The organism is Rhodococcus sp. YL-1, assembly GCF_001942025.1.
Classification (GTDB): domain Bacteria; phylum Actinomycetota; class Actinomycetes; order Mycobacteriales; family Mycobacteriaceae; genus Rhodococcus_F; species Rhodococcus_F qingshengii.
This window is the reverse complement of record NZ_CP017299.1, coordinates 815,911-833,777: the sequence shown is the minus strand read 5'-3', so window position 1 is coordinate 833,777 and position 17,867 is coordinate 815,911. Positions and strand designations below refer to the sequence as shown.

Sequence of the window (17,867 nt, the reverse complement as noted above, 5' to 3'; positions counted from 1 at the left end):
CGTTCAGGCCTTTCCGACTGTGGAGAATGCGGCTGCGTGCTGACCGGCTCGTCGTCCGGAGAATACGCAGTCGGCGAGCGACAAGCCGCTCACATACGAGTTGGAACAGATACCGACCGCGGTACGGCCGGCGGCATACAGACCAGGGATACCCTCCCCGGCCTCGTTTTTCACCATGCCGGACGATTCGTCGACCACCAATCCACCGAGCGTGAGCATCGGGCACGGATTCATCATGTTGGGCTTGATCGAGACGTCGTACATCGTGAACGGCGCAGACAGTATCGGCCTGACGAAGTCTGACGGTTTACCCATCGGATCAGGTTGTCCGGCAGCGGCAGCGGAGTTGTGCGCGTCGACGGTGGCTTGAAGGCCGGCGACGTCTATCCCCGCTTTGCGGGCGATCTCGGCAATGGTGTTGCCACGCACTGCAGTACGCATCATTCCGGTGGTCTGTACCCGCTGGAACCACATCGACTGGTCACTTATCTGCGATTTCGCTTCGCGAACGAGTTCGGAATCTGCCAGCAGCCAACCGATTCCGCTGCTCTTCTCCGCCATCGCCTGACCGAGAGCGGCACCGTAACGGGACTCGTCGACGATTCGCGCACCGGATTCACCCACCAAAATGGAACCGAGAAAAGCACTCGGCGGGACGATGAATCGCCAGGCGGACACATTGCCGAGCTTGTCGGTGGCTCCCCCGGCTTCGATACCGAGGTTGATGCCTTTGCCGTCGTCCCCGGAGGTGCCGAGCGGGATACCGCCCTTGTACGCGGGGGCATGGGTGCGCATCATCTCGCGATTGGACACGAAGCCGCCGGCGCTGAGGATCACGCCGCCGCGTGCCTGGATGCGAATCCGCTTGGCGTGCTTCTTCTCGATCTTCGCGATGAGTGCGTCGAGAATCGTGCGCAACTGCGGTGCGTAGACGCCGGGCTTGGAGGACAGGGACCCGAGCGTCGCGTGACGGCGACGAACTCCGGCAGGTGCGTCACGCAGCGTCAGTGCTTCGACGCCGAGCACCCGGCCGTCCTCGATGATCAGCCGGTCCGCTCGCGTCTGGCCGAGCAACTGGACGCCCTTCGCCTCCGCGGACTTCGCGAGCGGGCCGTACAGCATCTTTCCCGACGTGCCACGCCCCTTGGCGCGATGACCACGCGGAGCAGGTTTTGCGATGTCACGGAACCCGCCGGCCGATTCGCTACCCGAGAAGTAGAGGTAGTGCTTGTTGCTCGGGTACGACGTCTTGTACGGACAGAGTGAGGCCTCGAACGGCACGCCGTGACTGCGCAGCCAGTCGATCGACGCCGGGCTCTCGTCGACGAACCGGCGCAGAGTCTGCGGCGTCACCGCGTCACCGACCTCGCGGTTCAGGTAGGCGAGCATGGCTTCGGGACTGTCCTCGACACCGGCTTCCTTTTGAATCACGGTGCCGCCGCCGGCGTAGTAGATTCCTCCGGAAATCGTGCTGGCACCACCACCGAGTGCTCGGTCGATTGCCAAAACCGACGAACCGGCCGCTACAGCTTCGAGCGCCGCACTGGCGCCCGCCACACCGAACCCGACCACAAGGACGTCAACCGAAGTATCCCAGGTCACACCGCACCATCCTCAATCTCACTGCAACGTGTTTCGTTATCAATGACAACGTCCGGAAATACTTCCTGGCAGAAAGCATGGACTGACACCCCCATCATTCTATAACGTGTTCTACATGAGCAAGCAGGAATACGACATCGTCGTCGTCGGCAGTGGTGCCGCAGGTATGACAGCGGCCTTGACCGCAGCCCACCAGGGCTTGAGTGTGGTCATCGTGGAGAAAGCCGCCCACTACGGCGGATCGACCGCCCGTTCCGGTGGTGGGGTCTGGATCCCCAACAACGAGGCACTTCAAGCGGACGGTGTCACCGATACACCGGAGGCCGCACGTTCCTACCTGCACAGCATCATCGGCGACGTTGTCGCTCCCGAACGCATCGACACCTATCTCGAGCGCGGTCCCGAGATGCTCTCGTTCGTGTTGAAGAACAGCCCGCTCGAGCTGCAGTGGGTTCCCGGCTACTCCGACTACTACCCGGAAGCACCCGGCGGACGCCTCGGTGGCCGCAGTGTCGAGCCCACCCCGTTCGACGGCAACAAGTTGGGCGCCGACCGCAAGAACCTCGAGCCCGACTACGTCAAGGCCCCCAAGAACTTCGTCATCACCCAGGCCGACTACAAGTGGCTCAACCTGCTGATGCGCAATCCTCGCGGACCCCTGCGCGCCATGAAGGTCGGCATGCGATTCCTCGCAGCGAAGGCCACCAAGAAGGATCTGCTGGTTCGCGGCCAGGCACTGGTCGCCGGTATTCGACTCGGACTTCAGTCCGCCGGAGTACCCATCCTGCTGAACACCCCGCTGACCTCCCTGTACACCGAAGACGGCGCAGTTCGCGGCGTCAACGTCATCGTCGACGGCGAGGAGCAGGTCATCCGCGCTCGCCACGGAGTCGTGTTGGGATCCGGCGGATTCGAGCACAACAAGGAAATGCGTGAGAAGTACCAGCGCGCACCTATCGGCACCGAATGGACCGTCGGCGCGAAGGCAAACACCGGCGACGGTATCCGCGCAGGCCAAGAAGTGGGCGCTGCAGTCGATTTCATGGACGACGCCTGGTGGGGCCCGTCCATTCCGCTGACCGGCGGACCGTGGTTCGCTCTCTCCGAGCGCACCCTCCCGGGCTGCATGATGGTCAACATGTCGGGCAAGCGCTTCGGCAACGAGGCTGCTCCGTACGTCGAGGCGACCCATGCGATGTACGGCGGTGAGTACGGTCAGGGCGAGGGCCCCGGCGAGAACATCCCGACGTGGATGATTCTCGATCAGCGCTACCGCAACCGCTACACGTTTGCCGGTATCACTCCCCGCTCCCCCTTCCCCGGCCGCTGGCTCAAGGCCGGCATCGTGGTCAAGGCGGGAACCATCGCCGAATTGGCAGAGAAGACAGGGCTTCCCGTCGCATCGCTGACCGAAACCGTCGATCGGTTCAACGGCTTCGCGCGCAACGGCAAGGACGAGGACTTCGGACGCGGTGACAGTGGTTACGACGCGTACTACGGCGATCCCCGACTGAAGAACCCCAGCCTCGCCGAAATCAGCAAGGCTCCGTTCTACGCCATCAAGATGGTTCCGGGTGACCTCGGCACCAAGGGTGGTATCTGCACCGACGTCAACGGCCGAGCACTACGCGAAGACGGAAGCGTCATCGACGGCCTCTACGCGGCTGGCAACGCGAGCGCTCCGGTCATGGGCCACACCTACGCCGGACCAGGCGCGACCATCGGTCCCGCAATGACTTTCGGTTACTTGGCCGTACTCGACATCGTCGAGCGTGCGAAGAAGGCCGAGACAACCGAAGCACCTGCAGCTGAAAAGACGGCGGTCGACCATGCCAATTGATCCGAAGATCGCACTCGGCGCCGAGCTTGCGCCACAAGAGTTCTCGTGGACCCCGTCGGACGTGCAGCACTACCACTTGGCCCTGGGGGCAGGTGCTCGTCCGCTTGATCCGAACGAGCTTCGATACCTCGACGACGAAAAGCCTCAGGTACTACCCACCTTTGCCACCGTCGCCGCCAACTTCCACGCCACCGAAGCACCGAAGGTGTCGTTCCCCGGCGTCGAAATCGATCTGGCGAAGGTAGTCCACGGGAGCCAGGAAGTCACTGTCCATCAGCCGATCCCGGCAAGTGGAAGTGGCCGCACCACAACTCGAATCGCCGAGGTCTGGGACAAGGGCAAGGCCGCGGTGATCGTGCAGGAATCCGTCACGGTCGACGCCGAGGGCAACCCGCTGTGGACAGCTCGCTCGTCCATTTTCGCCCGCGGCGAGGGTGGTTTCGGGGGTGAACGTGTTCCGTCGGAGTCGATTACGCTTCCGGATCGCGAAGCAGATGAGACAGTGGTGACGCCTGTGCTTCCACAGCAGGCTTTGCTGTACCGGATGTGTGGTGATCGGAATCCGTTGCACTCGGATCCGCAATTCGCCTCCGCGGCAGGCTTTCCAGCGCCTATCCTGCATGGACTGTGTACTTACGGAATGGTCTGCAAGACCGCAGTGGATACCATGCTCGACGGCGACAGCAGTCGGGTAGCCGGATTTCGGGCCCGCTTTGCCGGGGTCGTATTTCCCGGCGAGAACTTGAGTATCCAGATCTGGAAAGACAATGGGCGACTCCTGATCTCAGCTTCTGTACTGGAGCGCGAAGCTCCTGCCCTGGCTGACGTAGTTCTCACTCTTGTCTGATACCAACCTGTCTGATACCCACCTGTTAGAACTCACCGTAGTTCTCGAACCCGATGGAGTAGCCCGAAGATGACGGCACAAGACGAAAAGTTCCGACTGTCCCGACGAGGTTTCATGGCCGCTGGAGCCGGCGCCGTGGCAGCGACCGCATTCGCCGGCTGGACGCCGGCCTACGCCGTCCCCGCCGGCTCTTCCGGCTCCGCGGGTGGTCCCGTGTCCACCCTCACGCCGCCGCCTGCCTTCCCCGAAGGCATCGCGCTGTACCAGCAGGCATATCAGAACTGGTCCAAGGAGATCATGCTCGACGCGATCTGGACCTGTTCGCCCAAGACGCCCGAAGACGTAGTCCGCCTCGCTAACTGGGGTCATGCCAACGGCTACACCATTCGTCCCCGCGGCGCCATGCACGGCTGGACGCCGCTGACCATCGTCAACGGTGCGCCGGTCGACAAGGTCATCCTCGCCGACACCACGGTCCACCTCACCGGAGTCTCCGTCAACGCCGGTGGCAGCCCAGCCACCGTCACCGCAGGACCCGGCGCGACCCTCGACGCCATCACGACCGCACTGCAGGCACAGGGCCTCGGGTTCGCGAACCTGCCGGCGCCGGGTGTGTTGACCATTGCCGGCTGCCTCGCCGTCGACGCTCACGGCGCAGCTCTCCCCGCCGAAGGCGAAGCACACGTTCCCGGACAGACTTTCGGCTCACTCTCCAACCTCGTCACCTCCCTGACCGCAGTGGTCTGGAACGGCAGCGAGTACGCACTGAAGACGTACGCGCGTAGCGACGCGGCGATCAAGCCGCTGCTGACTCACCTCGGACGCACCTTCCTCACCTCCGTCACCTTGCAGGCCGCCCCCAACTACCGCATGCGCTGCGTCAGCCACACCGACATCGGTTGGCAGGAACTCTTCGGCGCCCGCGGAGCGTCCGGACGCACCTTCGAGAAGTTCGTCCGCGAAAACGGTCGCGCAGAAGCAATCTGGTACCCCTTCACCGAACGCCCGTGGATGAAGGTGTGGTCACTTGCCCCCACCAAGCCGCCGTTCTCGCGTGAGGTGACCGGACCGTACAACTACATCTTCTCCGACAACCTCCCGGAGCCGGTCACCGACATGATCGGCCAGATCAACTCCGGAAACCCGGGCATCGCACCGGCATTCGGGCAGATCATGTACGCCACCACCGTTGCCGGACTCGCCGCGACGTTCTCCAACGACCTGTGGGGATGGTCCAAGGACGTCCAGTTCTACATCCGGGCCACCACCCTGCGCCTGACCGAGGGCGGCGGAGCCGTCATCACCTCTCGCGCCAACATCGGCCAGGTCATCCACGACTTCACCCAGTGGTTCAACGGCCGCATGGAGTACTACCGCTCCATCGGACAGTTCCCCCTCAACGGGCCCGTCGAAATCCGTTGCTGCGGCCTCGATCAACCGTCGGATGTCGAGGTCGACTCGGCAGGCGCCCCCACCATCTCGGCCATGCGCCCGCGCCCCGACCATCCGGAATGGGACACCGCCATCTGGCTCAACGTCCTCGGCGTCCCCGGAACCCCCGGCATGTTCGCGTTCTACCGCGAAATGGAACAGTGGATGCGTAATCACTACAACAACAACGACGCCACCTTCCGCCCCGAGTGGTCCAAGGGCTGGGCGTTCGGCCCCGACAAGCCGTACACCGACACCCCGATCATCACCCAGGGCCTCCCCCAGACCTACCGCGACGGCGTCCCATCGAGCGACAACTGGGACACCGCCAACGCCGCATTCAACGCGTTGGATCCGCACAAGGTCTTCAGCAACACCTTCCTGGACCAGTTGCTGCCTTGAGGTTCAAGTACTGAGCGCACACTCTGACAACTCGACGGTCGTCGCCACTCCCCTTACTTTCGGGAGTGCGGCGGCCGTCGCGCGTTGCAGTGAGCGGGATGAAGGAGTCCCCCCGCATCCCGACGAGGCAGCTGCCTCAATCGCGATCAGGATGGATCGCCTCGTGCATACTTTCCACTGCCCTGGCGTGAGTTGAGAGCTCGGACCGAGCCGACCGAATCGTGGCGCTGTCGCTGCGTGCCCCCCGGCTCGGACGACGACGAGTCCTCTCCGGGGTTCGGCGCGCCACCAGCTGGATGCTCGGAGGAGCCGGTGCGCTCTTCCCTCTCCGCGCGGGCGCGCAACAACGACTCGGACTTCGGGGTATTTCGCATCGGAGCATTGTCCCAGATCCATCTCCTATGACTCACATTGAGCGCTCTCACCCCCGGCGACCAGGCTGTTCCTGAATATCAACACCTAGAATGTTCGCAACAAAATATCTACAGCGGTCAGGGTAGACATTCTCGCGAGGCTGTTGTATCTTTTTTCTCGTAGCAAGGAACGAGTCAAGAGATGCGGGAGAGATGAACTACCCGCAAGCAGTACCGCAGGGCAGGGACGTGCCGGGGCCGAATTCGTGTGTGAGTGTGTAGTCGGACCCGGCACCCCCCTTCAAAGCGGCTACCGGATGTCTTGTGCGAGTCCGGAAGTTCGAAAGAATGCAGTTATGTAAGTAAGTTCAACCCCATCCGGCCCCCGGCGCTCCTCGCGCCGGGGGCCCCGTCCGTTCAGCGAAAGAAGCGAGCCATTCCGGCAGATACACCACCGGGGGACCCCTCCGGCAGATTCGACGACGAGAACTATCCTGCGTACAGCATGGGACATGCGGCCGAGATCCTCGGTGTCAGGCAAGCTTTCCTTCGTAGCCTCGATGCCGCGAAACTGCTTACCCCACAACGCTCTGAGGGCGGACATCGCCGCTACTCCCGCTACCAGCTGCGCATCGCAGCCCGCGCGCACGAACTCGTAGCCAACGGCACGGCGCTCGACGCGGCTTGCCGCATCATCATCCTCGAAGACCAACTCACCGAAGCCCGTCGCATCAACGCCGAGCTTCAGCAAGCGCAGGACCTGCGAGAGGAACCGGACGCGGCACCCGAATGAGGACTGCACTGGAACAGCAGTTGCGCCTATACGGTCGATCTGACCCCTCCTCCTTCCAACTGCGGTAAATTCGGCCAATTGGGACATTGCTCGGCGTCGGTTGCTCGATTTCCACATCGAAGGGATCGCAGGCATGACTTCCTCCCACCACCGCGCTCGGGTGCGGCTGTCTGCTCTGTCGATCGCCTTGACCGTTGCCATTGCAACCGCTGCGTGCAGTTCCGACGATGACTCCGCAACAAACACGGGCAGCGCCTCTCCCAGCACCTCGAGCAGTCGGGAATCCACCGAGATCACGGACATCGTCCGCCGCCAAGTGGCCGACTTGGGCCTCAGTGCCGCTGTGTTCGGGGTGTGGCGAGGCGACGACGAAGTTGCTCTCGGCGCCGTCGGAGAGTCCCCTGTCGGAGTTCCGGCGACAACCGACATGCAGTTGCGCGTCGGCCAACCGATGGAACCGATGCTCTCGACAGTCCTGCTGCAACTCGACGAAGAGGGAACGCTTCCCCTCGATCAACCGATCGCGAAGTGGGAACCGAACTTTCCACGCGCAGACACCATCACTCCGCGAATGCTGGCCAACAGCACGTCGGGCATCTCCGACTACGTGACCGATCCACAGTTCCTCAAACTCTTCACGGACAACCCGATGAAGGGCTGGACTTCTCGAGAGATCCTGGATCTTGCCAACTCCCGCCCGCCGTTGTTCGAACCCGGCACCGGTTGGGCGTACGCGCACAGCGACCTGACGCTGCTCGGCGACGTCATGGAGAAAGCGACTGGAAAACCGCTGGGCGAACTACTTCAGCAGCGCGTCTTCGATCCACTCGGGATGGATCACAGCAGCGTTGTACTCACGTCGCAGATGGACGAACCGATCCTGCACGGTTACACCAATGAACGTGGAGTATTCGAAGACTCCACTTTCTGGAATCCGACGGCGTTCCTGCACAGCGGAAACATGAACGCGCCTGTCGCCGACGTCGGAAAGTGGGTGCGCGCGCTGGGAACGGGAGAGTTACTCTCCGACAAGGCTTTCGAGCAGCAGATGGCGCCGACGACTGCGGGCTTGGGAAGTATGACGGCGGACAAGTTCTTTTCCTTCGGGACCGGGCACCTCGACGGCTGGCTGGTGATGAACCCGTCGTACGGCGGTTACAACGGTCTCGCGCTCTACTATCCCGACTCGAAGACGACGATCGTCGTCTACGCCACACTCGGGCCGACAACCAACGCGGACCTCAACAACGCCGTGTCGATGGGGAAGGAGATCGGAACCCTCCTCGAGCCGGATCACCCGCCGCAGGTACCGACGCCGTGACGCCCCACACACGCTGGTAGTAAACAGCGCCGGTCGGCAACTTCCTGTTTACGCACGGATTACCTCCAGGACTTATCGCCCCATCACCATTCTCTTCAGTACCGAACGAAACGCGTCGGACCGCGGGTTGTCTCGCCAGTGAACGAGAACGTAGATAGATGGGGACAGGCCCGATGAGGAAATACGCGATGTCAGTGGCATGCACGGTTGCAGTCACAGCGGGGGTGACTCTTGTGATGTCGGTACCTGCCGGAGCGGACCCGAATGACGGTGGGTCGTGCCCGGCCGGTGCGGTATTCGCGGTCGGCGGAACGTGGGATCCGACGGGACAAACGACGCAACCCGTCACCGACCGCTACGTCGCCCAGGGTTACGCCTCCAAGCCGGTGACCTACCCCGCCAGCTTCTGGCCGCTCGGCGAACAGACGTACGACCAGAGCGTTGCCGCCGGCGCCCAGACGCTTCGCACTGAAGTCAACGCTTTCCACGCTCAGTGCCCGGGCAGCGAGATCGTCGTCACCGGATACTCACAGGGAGCGCGTATTGCCGGCGACGTGCTCGGTGACATCGCACGCGACGGATCCATTCCGCAGTCGCAAGTCGAAGGCGTCCTCTACGCCGACCCTCGTAACTCGGCCGGGGGCATCGAAACCGTAGTGCCCAATGTCGTTCCGGGAGCGACGATGTCCGGAGCACGCGGCGGATTCGGAGACATCGCAGTACAGGAAGTCTGCATCGAGGGTGACGGCATCTGCAACATGCCCAAGCCGCGTGATGCGCCCGAGGTGTTCGTGGATTCGGTCTTCGGCTACTTCACGAAGCACAACACCTACACGCCGATGATGTCCGAGCCCGCTCCGCCTGCTCCCCCGGCGCTGCCGCAGACACCGTCGGTGCCACTGCAACCGGCTGACGTCGCCACTGCGATCGTGACACGGGTCCTCGAGAACATCACTCCGTATCTGAGCGCTGCACTCGCCACCGTGCTGACGAAGTAACGCGACACCGCTTGTTCGGCTGACTGAAAGTCGACCGATTCGTACAAGTCGAGGACCACCCGCGCCGTGCACCATCGAATACATGCTCACCCTCATCGTCAGATACGGGTACGTCCCGTTCATGCTCTTGGGAATCAACGGAGCCGCAATCGCGCTGGCGGCATCCGGCGCGCCGAAATGGTCACTGGTGGCATTGATTCTCTTCGCAGTGGTCTGCTCTTTCGCGGCCGAACGGGCGCTTCCCTACGAATCTTCGTGGAATGCCCCGGGACCGGACAGGTTTCGCGACGCTGTCCATGCGTTTGTCAACGAATCCCTCATCTTGGTCAGCGTCGCGGTAATTCCGTTGATGGCAGCGGTGATTCCGTTCGACGGGCTGTGGCCGAACGGTCTTCCGTTTGTCCTTCAGGTCGTCTTCGCAGTGTTGGTTGCCGATTTCGGCATCACCGTGGTGCATTTGATCAGCCACAAGGTTGGATGGTTGTGGCGTTTCCACGCGGTTCATCACAGCCTCGAACGGTTCTACGGTATGAACGGACTGATGAAGCACCCCGTGCATCAGACTTTCGAAACCGCCGGTGGCGTCCTGCCACTGATCCTCCTCGGGATGCCCGTTCCAGTTGCCTCGGCGCTCGCGGTTTGTGTCGCTGTCCAACTCCTGCTTCAGCATTCGAATGCCGACTACCGCATCGGCCCCCTGCGTCCGATACTCGCCCTCAACGCCGGCCACCGATTCCATCACCTGAAGTGGGCGGGAATCGGTGACGTCAATTTCGGTTTGTTCACTCTGATCTGGGATCACCTGTTCCGCACTTATTCTTTCGATCCGGAAAAGCGCTTCAGCAGTGACGATCTCGGAATGGCGGCCAAGCCCGACTACCCGGACGACTACCTCGGCCAGTTGGCCGAACCGTTCCGGAGACAGAACTGACGGACGAGGGGCGGAGATTCAGCCCGCGAGTACCCGTCGCATGACGGGCTTGGCTGCAAACGCACTGGCCAACACCAACGCGATCCCCACAGCCAGGGTGACGCCCAACTGAACCAGCGCCATCGGAGTGGTCAATACGGCTGCCCCTGCCAGTGGGAAGAGGAACAGCAGTGCAGCGCCGGCACCGGCCAGTGCCATCACCACCACGGGAGTGCGAACGTGCCGCATGCGGGCGCTGTCCATCACCTCGACAGGTGTACCGGCCAGAGTCAGACTCCGATACAGCTCACGGTTGTCGAGGATCCCGGATACCTGGGTGAGCGCAGACGAGATTGCCGCCAACGTGAATGTTGCTCCGAGAGTGAACAACACCCCGGTTCTCATGTCCGCGAACAGGAACTCCTGCCCTGGCTGCAAATCCTGCCCTTCTCCGTTGCCGATCGCGGCGAGGAGAGATGTGCCTGCGGCAACAAAGCTGGCCATCGTCACACCGCTGACCGTGCGCCACACAGCCTTCGGATTATCCAAGACCCGACGCGCCGCAATCAGCGAAGCACCGTCTTTGGCGCATTTGAGCATGATCCGTCCAAGCAGCGAAATGACGAACGGACCGACCAACGCAACAACACCGAAGCAGAGACCAAGGCCCACCAGGATTGCCGCGATGCTTGCCGCGGAGCCCCCGAATGCACTCCATCCCACAAGAACCCCCACCCCAGCCACCGCGAAGATCATCTTCGGTGCGGCGCTGGGATTGCCCGCCGTGACGCCCAACGGGCTCACGAACACCTGGCGCATCCCGAGCATCGACGTCAAAGCAGCCAGGATGGTCATTCCGAATACGATGCCCACCAGCGGAAGTGCGCCTACCCAAAGCTCACTCCACTCGAATGTCCGACCTTGAAATCTCAAGAGAGCTACGAGCGGCAACGCGAGGAGGTATCCCACCATACCGATCAACGCACCGGCCAAGCCCTGGATACCCGATTCCGCAGCGCACAGCGCAACGATCTGGCGAGGGGTGGATCCGATGAGTCGCAGCGAGGCAAGTCGTTCGTCGCGACGGCGCGCGCCCAAGCGGGCCGCCGCCAGACCGAGAGTGACGGCTGGAACGATCATCAACACCGAAGCAACCCCTGCGAGCGCTAGGTACGCCTCGGCTTCGGGTTCGCTCGATCTGCCCGCAAATGCACCGTAGCCGCCGAGCACCGTCAGCAACAACGTCGTCGAGGCGGCAAAGGCCGTTACGGGAAGCGCGAAGGTACTCAAGGCCTTTCGGCCTTCACCTCGCACCGTCATCAATGCAACGCGCGCTGTGGCCTTCATGCCGCCACCTGTGTCCCGACGAGCGAACCGGCCTGCATCATCATCGTGCGATCACACCACCGGGCGACTTCGGCATCGTGGGTGACGACGACCAACGCAGAACCGATCTGTTGAGCCGAATCACGCAACACCCTCATCACTTCCCAACTCGTCTGCGCGTCGAGGGCACCGGTCGGCTCGTCCGCGAAGAGAACGGCGGGTTTGGTCACCAACGCTCGCGCAATCGCCACACGTTGCGACTGCCCACCCGACATCTGACCCGGGCGACGGTCCTGCAGCCCGTCCAGTCCCAATGGCGCGAAGAAGCCGTGCGCCGTCCGCTTGGCTTCGGCGATGGACAACCCGTTGAGCACCAAGGGCAAAGCGACGTTCTCGATCGCCGGAAGCTCCGGCAACAGTTGGCCCGATTGAAAAACGAATCCGTACGACTCGCGTCGGAGGCGGCTGCGGTCGTTCTCACCGAGGTTCTCGATATGCCTGCCGCTCAGCAGGATTGCTCCCGAGTCGGGCTTGACGATTCCTGACATGCAATGCAGCAGAGTCGACTTGCCCGACCCTGAAGGACCCATGATGGCCGTAGCAGTACCGGCGCGCACTTCCAGCGATACACCTCGGAGCACTGGAACGTCGCCGTACGACTTGCCCAGCGCGTGGACCGACAGGACTGCGGGTGCTTGTGCATTGTTCATGATTCCACCTTCTCGTGAACCCCTCGCCAGCACGTCGGCCCAGCGCACGATCTTCGAACCGAGTGCGGTCCTACCGGAGGATGACCGGACCCCGAGCTCTGTCAGGGTCGTCACTATGATTTCCGACATGACCTGGTCCGGCGCCGTCCACATGGAGCCCGGAATTCTCATGTTCACCGGCGCAGTGGGATCCGCGCACATGCATTCGCACGCCGCTGTTCAGATCATGATCATCGACGACGGGGACGTCACGGTCACGGACGGGGACGGCCACAGTGAAGTCGTGCGGTCCGTGGTCATTCCATCCGGGGCGGTCCACGCGTTGTCCGCCTCCGAGGGTGCGCGGGGACGAGCGATCTACGTGGACTCCACCACGGGGATGGGCCGGCGCATCAGGCCGCCTGTATCCGAGCACGGTGGTGTGGCCGACTGGTCGGACCGTGGGCGGACCGCAGTAGCGATGACGGACCGTGGCGCTGATTCGGATCTGGAATACGCAGCGAGGCTGATCGATTCACTGTCCGAAAGCAAGCAGCCGTCGAACGTACGCGCTCTTCACCCTGCACTCGAGCATGCTCTGACGATACTGCCCGAGCGACTTTCGGGGCCGATAACGGTGACGGACACCGCCGCGCTGGTCTCCATCTCGCCCGGCCGATTGGGAAGAATCTTCAACGATCAACTGCAGATGAGTTTTTCGACCTACATTCGTTGGTTGCGGCTACGACGCGCCATGGAAGTGATGAGCGGTGGCGCAAGCCTGACAACCAGTGCCCACGAGGCCGGCTTCACCGACAGCGCCCATCTCAACCGGATCTGCCACAGCATGTTCGGACTCACGCCCAGCGCCGCGACCGGCGATCTCACCTGGAATTGACGCTGCTCCTCAACTGATGCTGCCCGCCGCCGACCTCTCCAGTAGCGACAGACGACTGTAGAGGCGCGCCAACCCCGGCACGTCCCGGAGGCTGCCTGCCACTTCTTCGACGTAAGCGTCGGCGTAGATCGTCAGCCGCGCATCGACGTCATAGAGAACATCGACGACATTCGCGAAACGGCGAAGGGCAAATTCCGACGCCTCGGCGAGCACCGGCACTCCGAAGATCACCCAGTCGTCGAAGCGGGCGGCGAGCGCGAGGTAATCGGCAGCCGAGGTCGAACCAGTGCACAGCACCTCGAAATCGAACCAGACGACACCGTCTCGAATCGCCGAGCACTCCAATGTGCGTGTGCCTATCGTCAATTCGACACTTTCGCCCGAAGGCCGCGTAATTCCCGAGCCGACGAGGAATTCCCCTGTCGCAAATCGGTAGTCCCCGGCACCTGGCTGTCCCGCCGTCCGATAGTCGACGGAGCCACCCAACTCGATCACCTCGAGAGTCCGCTCGATCAACTCGATCGACGGAACGAACTGCTCGTGAAAAAGCGGATTGGGAAGAAGATCGGTCGGCGGAACATTGGACGTGACGACAACAGTCACACCTTTCGCGACGATTGTGTCGAGAACCCTTGCCATGAACATGGCGTCGGCGACGTCGTCGATGTGGAACTCGTCGAAACAGAGCACACGGATTCCATCGACGACGTGATCCAGTGCCACGCCCATCGAGCCGAGTTCATGCGCCCGAGAGTGCAGATCTGCAAAGAACCGATGAAAGTGAATGCGCCGCTTGCTGACCGGGAGCCTGTCGTAGAACTCGTCCATGAGCATCGTCTTCCCGCGGCCGACGCTACCCCAGAGATAGATCCCACCCCCGACCTCACCGCCCGAGATCCGGGCCTGCAGTGCGTCGAGGGCTTCGCGTGCCGCCAACTGCTCTTCGTCCAGTAGCATAAGACTCCTCTACGTCTGTAGAGTCGAGGCTAGTGATCGAAGGCAAATCGAGTCAATGTGACCCTCACGACGCACCATCTGCAGCATGCAGCTCCGGCAGCATGCAACATCGACAGCAAGGAACGACATGAAGCCTGATCGCAGAGCCCTCATCGCGGCATCCGCCGTCACGATCATCGCCGAGCAGGGCCCGCGTGCACTCACCCATCGGGCGGTTGATCAGTCCCTGGAACTTCCTGCCGGTTCGACGTCGTACTATTTCCGCACTCGCGAGGCACTACTCGAAGCAACCGCATTGCACATCGTGCACCGGTCACGTTCGATATTCGACGAACTCCGCGAGAGGCCCAGCGATCCTGCTGCCCTGACGGCCGAGTATCTCGATGATCTTCTTTCGCATCGCAGACACGAATTGATCGCGAGATATGCACTGCTCTTGGAAACTCCCCGAGATTCGGCATTGCACCAACTCCTCGAAGACAGCCTGTTTTCACGGGAGAAGGCAAGGCCTGTCTTCGACATCGTTGGCGTTGACGATCCTGACGTCGCCGCCGAAAATTTTCTGAGCCTTCTGGAGGGCTTGATCTTCGACTACTGCCTCGGAGCGCGTAGCCGAGATCCCCGCCCCTCCGAAACCGTTCGGCAACTTCGGATCCCGATCGACATCTATCTGCGCGGAGTTGGTGCCGCCTGAAAGATGTTGGTCAGCAGAGGCTTCCGGTGCAGGGCCGTTGACCAGAAAACAGTGCCGCGACAAACGGGGTGCTGTCTGGAACCGAAGCCGGAACGGTTCCCAGATGATCAGTGGGATAGGTATGGAATGCAAAGTCGACACCGTTGGCAGTAAGGTCGGCCGCGAACTTCAGTGTCAGCGGTGCCGGAACATCGATGTCCGACAACCCCTGACCGATGAAGAACGGGCGGTCGTATCCTGCGGTCGGCACAGTGAGCAGGTCACGCGCAGCCTCCATGAATACTGGATTGTCCAGCGACTTCGTCAGCACCTGCCCGAGTGTGACGGTTCCGTACTTCGTGCGCGCCTCGGTGTAGCACATGTTGTTCTCGACGTCGTCGAGGATGGTCTTGCCGAGCGGGGTCAGATACGAGTCGATGTCGATATCCGGCCGCGAAGCACGCAGTCCGTCAAGAACGTTCGCGATGTAGACCGTCGTACCCTTGAGCGGAAGCGCCGGGAAAGCCGGACCACCGAGCGGTAGAAGATTCTCGATGTTCGAGGGGACACCAGTGGCGACAGCGCCGCGGTAGTCCAACTCCGGCGCGTAAGCAGTGGCAAGCGAAGCGGTGAACATAGTCGCCTGCCCGCCCTGCGACTGCCCCATCGCAACCCATGCGCGCGACAGGTCGTCGTCGACCGCACGAGCGGCACGCACCATGTCCACAACGCTGTGTGCAGCGGAACGCCCGTCGAGATACGGGTGAACACCGGGTGTTCCGAGCCCCACGTAGTCGGTGGTCACCACCGCGTATCCCTGCTCCAGCCAGTGACCCAGATGCGTCGCGGTCCGTTCGAGTGGAACACTGCTGCTCGGCGCACACTGATCCGCGACACCCACCGTCCCGTGCGCGTAGGAGATGATCGGCCAACCACCCTCGGGCGGAGCTCCCTCTGGGCGATACACCACACCGGTACTCGTCATCGGCGCATCCTTCGGGCCCGTCGACCAGTACGTCACCTTCGTTGCGCTCACGGCACCCGGGATCACCCGGTCGGGACCGAGCAACTCCTGACTCACGACAGCACCCGGAGCATCGTTCGGTTCCGCTCCGGCCGGCGCCGCAACTGTCAACGCCACCAACGCACTCGCACTCAGTCCGACGAGCGTCCTACACAGTCGCTTACTCACGTACTTCTCCTACCGATTGCGGTGACGATGCATATGTGGTGATCGGCCCCACATCAGCTGATCGAGTTCAGACCATAGAACAGCCTTACCATTTGGTCAACCTAAATTCCCGCTCCGCATCTACCGTCGTGACACGCCTGCTCGGGTAGGGTGGCGGTGTTCGATACGTGCAGGTCCCCCGCGAGATCAGGAGGCCGAAAGGCTCTCTCATGTCAGCACCTGATCTCCCGACCTTCCCTGCTTCGCAGCAGAAGTCGGTGGCCGCGATCCTCCGAGCAGCAGGTTGCGTCTTCGCCGAAGACGAGGCTCGCCTACTTCTTCACACCGCACGCTCTCGCGATGAACTCGACGCGATGGTCGACCGACGAGTTGCCGGCGAACCACTCGAGCCCGTCCTCGGATGGGCCGAGTTCTGCGGCTTGCGCATTCACATCGACTCCGGAGTCTTCGTCCCACGCCGGCGCACCGAGTTTCTCGCCTGGCAGGCCTGCTCACTTGTCACCCCAGGAAGCGTCGTCGTCGACATGTGTTGCGGCTCAGGAGCTGTCGGTGCTGTCCTGCAGTCGACGCTCGACGCCGTCGATTTGTACGCGGTAGACGTGGAACCGGCCGCAGTGCGGTGCGCTCGCCGAAACATCACACCGCCCGAGCGTGTACTCGAAGGCGATTTATTCGAACCACTGTCGACGAAATTACTCGGTCGCGTGGATGTCGTCGTCGCCAATGCACCTTACGTCCCCACCGAATCGATCAGGCTGATGCCGCCCGAAGCCCGTCTTCACGAACCGCTGGTCTCGTTGGACGGCGGTACCGACGGACTGGACCTGCAGCGTCGCATCATCGCGGACGCCGCGCCGTGGCTACGACCGGGTGGCTGTCTTCTCGTCGAGACGAGTACGGAGCAGGTCGAAATGACTGTTGAAACATTCACTCGGGGAGGGTTTCTCACTCGGGTAGCAACCTACAGCGAGACCGCGTCGACCGTGGTGATCGGTCAGCGTTGAAGGCGATCGGATCCTGGCGTGGACCACTCCCGAGCGCGGGCGGCAAAGCCGTCGACAAAAAGCCCGAACGCGCGATCGACGCGGGCCCGGTCCCCGGTGGCCAGAAGATCCATCGACAGACCCCGCATTTGCGAGAGCAACAGAGTAGCGACAGAGGCAACATCGTCCTCAGGGCAACCCGCTTGTCGTAGACCGGCTTCCAGTGCCTCGATCCAATCGCCCACAAAACGGTCCAGGAACCGTCCGTAGCGGTCGCGGTCGCCGAGCGCGAGGGCGTAGATCTCGACCATCACCCGGAACCGCGGCAGGACCTCCGGCGTCGTACGTTCGGTCCACCACGCAGTCAGCACTGTCGCCGGATCGACCCCCGGTTTCATCGGCACCGCAATCGGAATGGACTCACCACGCATGTTCTCGATGACCTCGGAGAGCAGATTCTCCTTGCTCTCGAAATGGTTGAGCAACGACGCATGCGACACACCCACGGCCTTGGCGAGCTGCCTCACCGTCAACTCCCCGACACCGTTGTCGATGACGTAGCGGGTCAGCGCGTCGAGCAACTCCTCACGTCGCCCGGCGTATCTCAGGCTGCGTTTGTCGATGCGTTCGGGCTCCGGCACATATCCACCCT

At 62.4% G+C, this 17,867-nt stretch carries 16 protein-coding genes; 10 read left to right on the top strand and 6 right to left on the bottom strand.

Going from position 1 to position 17,867, the window contains the following annotated elements; all coding sequences use genetic code 11:
- Positions 1-3 precede the first annotated feature (3 nt).
- Positions 4-1,602, bottom strand: coding sequence for an FAD-binding protein (locus BH682_RS03920; RefSeq protein ID WP_075832128.1), 1,599 nt, complete (start codon positions 1,600-1,602; stop codon positions 4-6).
- A 115-nt stretch (positions 1,603-1,717) separates the two neighbouring features.
- Here BH682_RS03920 and kstD point away from each other — a divergent pair, with 115 nt between their 5' ends.
- The 7 genes from kstD (at position 1,718) to BH682_RS03885 (ending at position 10,518) form a co-directional block, all read left to right on the top strand.
- Entirely contained in the window at positions 1,718-3,442 is a 1,725-nt protein-coding gene (gene kstD / locus BH682_RS03915; RefSeq protein ID WP_007734077.1) for a 3-oxosteroid 1-dehydrogenase, read from the top strand.
- Positions 3,432-4,289, top strand: coding sequence for a MaoC/PaaZ C-terminal domain-containing protein (locus BH682_RS03910; protein ID WP_075832126.1), 858 nt, complete (start codon positions 3,432-3,434; stop codon positions 4,287-4,289). The genes kstD and BH682_RS03910 overlap by 11 nt, the downstream gene beginning before the upstream one ends.
- Before the next feature lie 69 nt (positions 4,290-4,358).
- Complete coding sequence (locus BH682_RS03905) at positions 4,359-6,122, top strand: cholesterol oxidase substrate-binding domain-containing protein (RefSeq protein WP_007734073.1); 1,764 nt, start codon at positions 4,359-4,361, stop codon at positions 6,120-6,122.
- Between the two features lie 858 nt (positions 6,123-6,980).
- A complete protein-coding gene (locus BH682_RS03900) occupies positions 6,981-7,268 on the top strand; it encodes a MerR family transcriptional regulator (protein WP_003945791.1) in 288 nt (95 codons plus the stop codon).
- A 133-nt stretch (positions 7,269-7,401) separates the two neighbouring features.
- On the top strand, positions 7,402-8,589 hold the full coding sequence (locus tag BH682_RS03895) for a serine hydrolase domain-containing protein (RefSeq protein WP_064688701.1): 1,188 nt from the start codon (positions 7,402-7,404) through the stop codon (positions 8,587-8,589).
- 188 nt (positions 8,590-8,777) lie between these two features.
- On the top strand, positions 8,778-9,587 hold the full coding sequence (locus tag BH682_RS03890; protein WP_075832124.1) for a PE-PPE domain-containing protein: 810 nt from the start codon (positions 8,778-8,780) through the stop codon (positions 9,585-9,587).
- An 82-nt stretch (positions 9,588-9,669) separates the two neighbouring features.
- The gene (locus BH682_RS03885) at positions 9,670-10,518 is read left to right on the top strand and encodes a sterol desaturase family protein (RefSeq protein ID WP_075832122.1); all 849 of its coding nucleotides are present in this window, start codon (positions 9,670-9,672) and stop codon (positions 10,516-10,518) included.
- An 18-nt stretch (positions 10,519-10,536) separates the two neighbouring features.
- Here BH682_RS03885 and BH682_RS03880 read toward each other — a convergent pair whose 3' ends face one another.
- Positions 10,537-11,844: an FtsX-like permease family protein gene (locus tag BH682_RS03880; protein WP_075832120.1), complete on the bottom strand. Its 1,308-nt coding sequence runs from the start codon at positions 11,842-11,844 to the stop codon at positions 10,537-10,539.
- A complete protein-coding gene (locus BH682_RS03875; protein WP_007734065.1) occupies positions 11,841-12,686 on the bottom strand; it encodes an ABC transporter ATP-binding protein in 846 nt (281 codons plus the stop codon). Before BH682_RS03875 ends, BH682_RS03880 begins: the two co-directional genes overlap by 4 nt.
- Between BH682_RS03875 and BH682_RS03870 the strand changes: the two genes are divergently transcribed.
- Positions 12,661-13,410, top strand: coding sequence for a helix-turn-helix transcriptional regulator (locus BH682_RS03870; protein WP_075832118.1), 750 nt, complete (start codon positions 12,661-12,663; stop codon positions 13,408-13,410). The two genes, BH682_RS03875 and BH682_RS03870, sit on opposite strands and share 26 nt — an antisense overlap.
- 9 nt (positions 13,411-13,419) lie before the next feature.
- Here BH682_RS03870 and zapE read toward each other — a convergent pair whose 3' ends face one another.
- Entirely contained in the window at positions 13,420-14,367 is a 948-nt protein-coding gene (gene zapE, locus BH682_RS03865) for a cell division protein ZapE (protein ID WP_075832116.1), read from the bottom strand.
- Between the two features lie 127 nt (positions 14,368-14,494).
- On the opposite strand from zapE, the gene BH682_RS03860 reads away from it, so the two are divergent.
- On the top strand, positions 14,495-15,061 hold the full coding sequence (locus BH682_RS03860) for a TetR/AcrR family transcriptional regulator (protein ID WP_075832114.1): 567 nt from the start codon (positions 14,495-14,497) through the stop codon (positions 15,059-15,061).
- Between the two features lie 10 nt (positions 15,062-15,071).
- Here the strand turns inward: BH682_RS03860 and BH682_RS03855 are convergent, their stop codons facing one another.
- On the bottom strand, positions 15,072-16,232 hold the full coding sequence (locus BH682_RS03855; protein ID WP_075832112.1) for a lipase family protein: 1,161 nt from the start codon (positions 16,230-16,232) through the stop codon (positions 15,072-15,074).
- Between the two features lie 209 nt (positions 16,233-16,441).
- Here BH682_RS03855 and BH682_RS03850 point away from each other — a divergent pair, with 209 nt between their 5' ends.
- A complete protein-coding gene (locus BH682_RS03850; RefSeq protein WP_075832110.1) occupies positions 16,442-17,236 on the top strand; it encodes a putative protein N(5)-glutamine methyltransferase in 795 nt (264 codons plus the stop codon).
- On the opposite strand, the gene BH682_RS03845 is transcribed toward BH682_RS03850, so the two are convergent.
- Positions 17,227-17,856 (bottom strand): TetR/AcrR family transcriptional regulator, encoded by a 630-nt coding sequence (locus BH682_RS03845; protein ID WP_007734052.1) that lies wholly within the window; start codon positions 17,854-17,856, stop codon positions 17,227-17,229. The two genes, BH682_RS03850 and BH682_RS03845, sit on opposite strands and share 10 nt — an antisense overlap.
- Between the last annotated feature and the right edge of the window lie 11 nt (positions 17,857-17,867).

Excerpts from the sequence above, each read along its gene's own strand:
- kstD (WP_007734077.1), top strand. The coding sequence starts at position 1,718 with ATGAGCAAGCAGGAATACGACATCGTCGTCGTCGGCAGTGGTGCCGCA.
- BH682_RS03910 (WP_075832126.1), top strand. The coding sequence starts at position 3,432 with ATGCCAATTGATCCGAAGATCGCACTCGGCGCCGAGCTTGCGCCACAA.
- BH682_RS03905 (WP_007734073.1), top strand. The coding sequence starts at position 4,359 with ATGACGGCACAAGACGAAAAGTTCCGACTGTCCCGACGAGGTTTCATG.
- BH682_RS03900 (WP_003945791.1), top strand. The coding sequence starts at position 6,981 with ATGGGACATGCGGCCGAGATCCTCGGTGTCAGGCAAGCTTTCCTTCGT.
- BH682_RS03895 (WP_064688701.1), top strand. The coding sequence starts at position 7,402 with ATGACTTCCTCCCACCACCGCGCTCGGGTGCGGCTGTCTGCTCTGTCG.
- BH682_RS03890 (WP_075832124.1), top strand. The coding sequence starts at position 8,778 with ATGTCAGTGGCATGCACGGTTGCAGTCACAGCGGGGGTGACTCTTGTG.
- BH682_RS03885 (WP_075832122.1), top strand. The coding sequence starts at position 9,670 with ATGCTCACCCTCATCGTCAGATACGGGTACGTCCCGTTCATGCTCTTG.
- BH682_RS03880 (WP_075832120.1), bottom strand. The coding sequence starts at position 11,844 with ATGAAGGCCACAGCGCGCGTTGCATTGATGACGGTGCGAGGTGAAGGC.
- BH682_RS03870 (WP_075832118.1), top strand. The coding sequence starts at position 12,661 with ATGACCTGGTCCGGCGCCGTCCACATGGAGCCCGGAATTCTCATGTTC.
- BH682_RS03875 (WP_007734065.1), bottom strand. The coding sequence starts at position 12,686 with ATGTGGACGGCGCCGGACCAGGTCATGTCGGAAATCATAGTGACGACC.
- zapE (WP_075832116.1), bottom strand. The coding sequence starts at position 14,367 with ATGCTACTGGACGAAGAGCAGTTGGCGGCACGCGAAGCCCTCGACGCA.
- BH682_RS03860 (WP_075832114.1), top strand. The coding sequence starts at position 14,495 with ATGAAGCCTGATCGCAGAGCCCTCATCGCGGCATCCGCCGTCACGATC.
- BH682_RS03850 (WP_075832110.1), top strand. The coding sequence starts at position 16,442 with ATGTCAGCACCTGATCTCCCGACCTTCCCTGCTTCGCAGCAGAAGTCG.